This is a genomic window from Aliiroseovarius sp. ABM4_368 (assembly GCF_056161205.1).
On sequence record NZ_JBSWYR010000014.1, the window covers coordinates 1 to 5,985 of the forward strand.

Below are 5,985 nucleotides of genomic sequence, written 5' to 3' on the forward strand. Positions count from 1 at the left end.
AACACACGAACGCCGGCGGCTTATTCAGCTACCGGCGTTTTGTGTTTTGTTCATCATTTTGAGAGGATACTTTCTGGTTCTTTATTAGGTTTGGCGGTGACCTACTCTCCCACGCCTTAAGACGCAGTACCATCGGCGCAACCGTGCTTAACGGCCGAGTTCGGGAAGGGATCGGGTGTTTCACTGGCGCTGTGACCACCAAACCGAATAAAGAACCATTGATTGTTTTCACTGTCGTGAAGAACAATTTATCCAAGTCAGCACACTGTGTGATGTATGCTTTTGATTATCCGTAGAACTGTCTTCTACTGGATCAAATCAAGCCTATCGGACCATTAGTACCAGTCAGCTGAACGTGTTGCCACGCTTACACCTCTGGCCTATCGACGAGGTAGTCTTCCTCGGTCCTCAGGGATACCTTGTTTTGAGGGGGGCTTCCCGCTTAGATGCCTTCAGCGGTTATCCTGTCCGTTCATAGCTACCCAGCACTACCGTTGGCACGATAACTGGTCCACCAGTGGAACGTTCACCCCGGTCCTCTCGTACTAGGGGCAACTCCTCTCAAGTATCCTACACCCACGGCAGATAGGGACCGAACTGTCTCACGACGTTCTAAACCCAGCTCACGTACCTCTTTAAACGGCGAACAGCCGTACCCTTGGGACCTGCTCCAGCCCCAGGATGAGATGAGCCGACATCGAGGTGCCAAACACTGCCGTCGATATGGACTCTTGGGCAGTATCAGCCTGTTATCCCCGGCGTACCTTTTATCCGTTGAGCGATGGCCCTTCCACTCGGGACCACCGGATCACTATGGCCGTCTTTCGACTCTGCTCGACTTGTCAGTCTCGCAGTCAGGCTGGCTTCTGCCATTGCACTCAACGAGCGATTTCCGACCGCTCTGAGCCAACCTTCGCGCGCCTCCGTTACTCTTTAGGAGGCGACCGCCCCAGTCAAACTACCCGCCACACAGGGTCCCGGATCCGGATAACGGACCGCGGTTAGACATCAAACAGAACAAGGGTGGTATCTCAAAGGAGGCTCCCCAGGAACTGGCGTCCCTGGTTCAAAGCCTACCACCTATTCTGCACATGTTGTGTCTGATGCCAATGTGAAGCTGTAGTAAAGGTGCACGGGGTCTTTCCGTCTAACCGCGGGAAGCCTGCATCTTGACAGGCAATTCAATTTCGCTGAGTCGATGTTGGAGACAGCGGGGAAGTCGTTACGCCATTCGTGCAGGTCGGAACTTACCCGACAAGGAATTTCGCTACCTTAGGACCGTTATAGTTACGGCCGCCGTTTACCTGGGCTTCAATTCGGAGCTTGCACTCCTCCTTTTAACCTTCAGGCACCGGGCAGGCGTCAGACCCTATACGTCGTCTTGCGACTTCGCAGAGCCCTGTGTTTTTAGTAAACAGTCGCCACCCCCTGGTTTGTGCCCCCAGTCAATACTTGCGTAGAAACTGGGCCTCCTTCTCGCGAACTTACGGAGGTATTTTGCCGAGTTCCTTCAACATCGTTCTCTCAAGCGCCTTGGTATACTCTACCTATCCACCTGTGTCGGTTTAGGGTACGGTCTCATGAAGGGCTATTTCCAGGAACCGATTAGCAGCCTGCCCAATCCGATAAGGGCAAACTACAGTCACGATCCGTCACATCCTTCTGGCCCAGGAATATTAACCTGGTTCCCATCGCCTACGCCTTTCGGCCTCGGCTTAGGGGCCGGCTTACCCTGCTCAGATTAGCTTTAAGCAGGAACCCTTGGATTTTCGGCGAGGGGGTCTCTCACCCCCTTTGTCGCTACTCATGTCATCATTCTCGCTAGTGATCTCTCCACCGGATCCCTCACAGGCCGGCTTCATCGAAAGCTCCGATCCTCAAATGATCCCGAAGGATCTAATGAGGAATGGAACTATGTCACACTACGCTCCGCTACCACGCACATAAATGTGCATCCTAAGCTTCGGCTCATGGCTTGAGCCCCGGTACATCTTCGCCGCAGGACAACTTATTTAGACCAGTGAGCTGTTACGCTATCTTTAAAGGATGGCTGCTTCTAAGCCAACCTCCTGGTTGTTTTGGTCGTCCCACCTGCTTTCCCACTTAGCCATGAATTAGGGGCCTTAGCTGTAGGTCAGGGTTGTTTCCCTCTCCACAACGGACGTTAGCATCCGCTGTGTGTCTGCCATATAGTACTTCCCGGTATTCGGAGTTTGATTAGGATCAGTAAGGCTGTGGGCCCCCATTACCCATTCAGTGCTCTACCCCCGGGAGTATTCGTATGACGCTCTACCTAAATAGATTTCGCGGAGAACCAGCTATCTCCGAGTTTGATTGGCCTTTCACCCCTAGGCACAGCTCATCCCGATCTTTTTCAACAGATGTGGGTTCGGTCCTCCAGTGCGTGTTACCGCACCTTCAACCTGGCCATGCCTAGATCACTCGGTTTCGGGTCTGATCCTACTAACTCATTCGCCCTATTAAGACTCGCTTTCGCTGCGCCTACACCTAACGGCTTAAGCTTGCTAGTAAGACCAAGTCGATGACCCATTATACAAAAGGTACGCCGTCAGCCCTCAAGGGGCCTCCGACTGATTGTAGGCGTTCGGTTTCAGGTACTGTTTCACTCCCCTCGTCGGGGTGCTTTTCACCTTTCCCTCACGGTACTGGTTCGCTATCGGTCAGTAAGGAGTACTTAGCCTTCGAAGGTGGTCCTCCGATCTTCAGACAGAATTTCACGTGTTCCGCCCTACTTAATACGTCCAATCATGCTTCATATACGGGACTGTCACCCTCTATGGTTGCGCTTCCCAACGCATTCTATCCACACTCATGGCTCGGCTGGTCCCCGTTCGCTCGCCGCTACTAGGGGAGTATCAATTGATTTCCTTTCCTCCGGGTACTTAGATGTTTCAGTTCCCCGGGTTTGCTCTTAAAACCCTATGTATTCAGGTTAAAAGTACCTGTTTCAGAACACTATAAATTACCGAAGTAATTATAATGAACTGTCAGGTGGGTTCCCCCATTCGGAGATCTTCGGGTATAACGGCTATTCTCACCTTCCCGAAGCTTATCGCAGAGTATCACGTCCTTCATCGCCTCTTACTGCCAAGGCATTCACCAAACGCCCTTCTCGCGCTTGATTTGATCCAGAAGAAGACAGGCCTTTTGCGTGTCCCGCTTCTTACCCCGAAGGGCAAACTGGATCAAAAGCATACTTTCCCGCGCTTCAAGCAATACTGAGCAGTGATGTCGGTCACCGCCCTACTTGAAGCACATAAGATCTGATCTCTCAGACCTTGGTTAGTGTACTTGACTTGGACAACACTATCATTTCAGCAGCGATATCGAAGAAGGTCCGAGGAAAGGGACCAAAATCAACCGCTTCCCGAAGGAAGAACCGCTGAGGTCAGACGCTCACTTGCGCGACCAACAGTGTTGTTATTGTATTCTCTCTAAACGATGTAAAAGACGTCCGATTGGACGGCTAAAAACCAAACTTGGTTCTTAGCGATCTAATCGACAGGAAGGTAATGGTGGAGCCTAGGAGATTCGAACTCCTGACATCCTGCTTGCAAAGCAGGCGCTCTACCAACTGAGCTAAGGCCCCTGAAGCGAATTGGAACAATTCGCGGATACCTGACAGGCGATTTTGCATCGCAAAATCTGCCGAGAAGGTTGAAGCTTTTGGCTCTCGGGACATTTGACTGCGTCAAATACCCTGTCGCCCATCCAAATCTTCGATTTGGATGTTGGTGGGTCGAGGAGGACTTGAACCTCCGACCTCACGCTTATCAGGCGTGCGCTCTAACCACCTGAGCTACCGACCCTTACCAGACCGGCAGGTCTGTCTTTGATATTCATTGCACTGAAGAGATATGAGGACGGTTCGGTCCGTATACAGTACCCAAAAGGGTCTGCCGATATAGATCTGCAAAGGACAGATCTTGCTAAGTGTATCCATGTAAGTGAATGCGAACATTCACCCAGCTAGGTACATCCTTAGAAAGGAGGTGATCCAGCCGCAGGTTCCCCTACGGCTACCTTGTTACGACTTCACCCCAGTCGCTGATCCTACCGTGGTCCGCTGCCTCCCGAAGGTTAGCGCACGGCCGTCAGGTAGAACCAACTCCCATGGTGTGACGGGCGGTGTGTACAAGGCCCGGGAACGTATTCACCGCGTCATGCTGTTACGCGATTACTAGCGATTCCGACTTCATGGGGTCGAGTTGCAGACCCCAATCCGAACTGAGACATCTTTTGGGGATTAACCCACTGTAGATGCCATTGTAGCACGTGTGTAGCCCAACCCGTAAGGGCCATGAGGACTTGACGTCATCCACACCTTCCTCCCGCTTATCACGGGCAGTTTCTTTAGAGTGCCCAGCCGAACTGCTGGCAACTAAAGATGTGGGTTGCGCTCGTTGCCGGACTTAACCGAACATCTCACGACACGAGCTGACGACAGCCATGCAGCACCTGTCACTGATCCAGCCGAACTGAAGGAAACCATCTCTGGTAACCGCGATCAGGATGTCAAGGGTTGGTAAGGTTCTGCGCGTTGCTTCGAATTAAACCACATGCTCCACCGCTTGTGCGGGCCCCCGTCAATTCCTTTGAGTTTTAATCTTGCGACCGTACTCCCCAGGCGGAATGCTTAATCCGTTAGGTGTGTCACCGAATAGTATACTACCCGACGACTGGCATTCATCGTTTACGGTGTGGACTACCAGGGTATCTAATCCTGTTTGCTCCCCACACTTTCGCACCTCAGCGTCAGTATCGAGCCAGTGAGCCGCCTTCGCCACTGGTGTTCCTCCGAATATCTACGAATTTCACCTCTACACTCGGAATTCCACTCACCTCTCTCGAACTCAAGACTAGCAGTATTAAAGGCAGTTCCAGGGTTGAGCCCTGGGATTTCACCTCTAACTGACTAATCCGCCTACGCGCGCTTTACGCCCAGTAATTCCGAACAACGCTAACCCCCTCCGTATTACCGCGGCTGCTGGCACGGAGTTAGCCGGGGTTTCTTTACCAGGTACTGTCATTATCATCCCTGGCGAAAGAGCTTTACGACCCTAGGGCCTTCATCACTCACGCGGCATGGCTGGATCAGGCTTGCGCCCATTGTCCAAGATTCCCCACTGCTGCCTCCCGTAGGAGTCTGGGCCGTGTCTCAGTCCCAGTGTTGCTGATCATCCTCTCAAACCAGCTATAGATCGTAGACTTGGTAGGCCATTACCCCACCAACTATCTAATCTAACGCGGGCTAATCCGATACCGATAAATCTTTCCCCCGAAGGGCGTATAAGGTATTACTCACCGTTTCCAGTGGCTATTCCTTAGTACCGGGTATATTCCCACGCGTTACTAACCCGTCCGCCGCTCACTCCGAAGAGTGCGCTCGACTTGCATGTGTTAGGCCTGCCGCCAGCGTTCGTTCTGAGCCAGGATCAAACTCTCAAGTTGAAACGCTGTTACCAGCGTATCCTTGACGTTCGAACCTCTGCACATACTGTTGTTTCCAATTGACTTAGAAACGTTCCGGTCCAACCGGCTGGTCGGACCTACTTCTGTTTGTGACATCAGTATCAAAAGATACCGAAAGCCGACAAACAGTGAAGCTGACTATCCATCATCGCTAAACCCCGAAAGGCCTCGCTAGGTAGTTGGATATATGTGCAGTTGTTTGTTCATCGAATGAACCAAACCGCCCACATATCTCTTCAGATACCATCAATTTCAAAGAGCGTGGGTCCCAGAAAAACCAGAACCCAGAGACAAAAACCAACCAGATGCGCTGCCGTTTCCTTTAGCGCGCCCCGCCGATAAGCCTCTGTATTATAACCAAACTTTGCATCTTACCGCGTCTTGCGACCCTGTCGTCCGCGCCGTCTGGCGTCCCGTTGTGCGCCTCAGCGCCGCCGGTGAAGTGGGTTCTAGTCCCACCGAACGATACCCGCAAGCGCTTTTTTTAGAAAA

Annotated in this window: 2 tRNA genes and 3 rRNA genes; all 5 read right to left on the reverse strand. The window is 52.0% G+C overall.

Going from position 1 to position 5,985, the window contains the following annotated elements:
- Positions 1-88: 88 nt before the first annotated feature.
- The 5 genes from rrf to ACXAH3_RS16375 all read right to left on the reverse strand — a co-directional run bounded on the left by rrf (position 89) and on the right by ACXAH3_RS16375 (position 5,472).
- Positions 89-203 (reverse strand): 5S ribosomal RNA (rrf, locus tag ACXAH3_RS16355).
- Between the two features lie 111 nt (positions 204-314).
- Positions 315-3,145 (reverse strand): 23S ribosomal RNA (locus ACXAH3_RS16360).
- A gap of 389 nt (positions 3,146-3,534) precedes the next feature.
- Positions 3,535-3,610, reverse strand: a tRNA-Ala gene (locus ACXAH3_RS16365).
- A 143-nt stretch (positions 3,611-3,753) separates the two neighbouring features.
- Positions 3,754-3,830: transfer RNA gene (locus ACXAH3_RS16370), tRNA-Ile, on the reverse strand.
- Between the two features lie 176 nt (positions 3,831-4,006).
- Positions 4,007-5,472: ribosomal RNA gene (locus ACXAH3_RS16375) — 16S ribosomal RNA — on the reverse strand.
- The 16S, 23S and 5S rRNA genes sit together here with 2 tRNA genes alongside, the layout of an rRNA operon.
- Between the last annotated feature and the right edge of the window lie 513 nt (positions 5,473-5,985).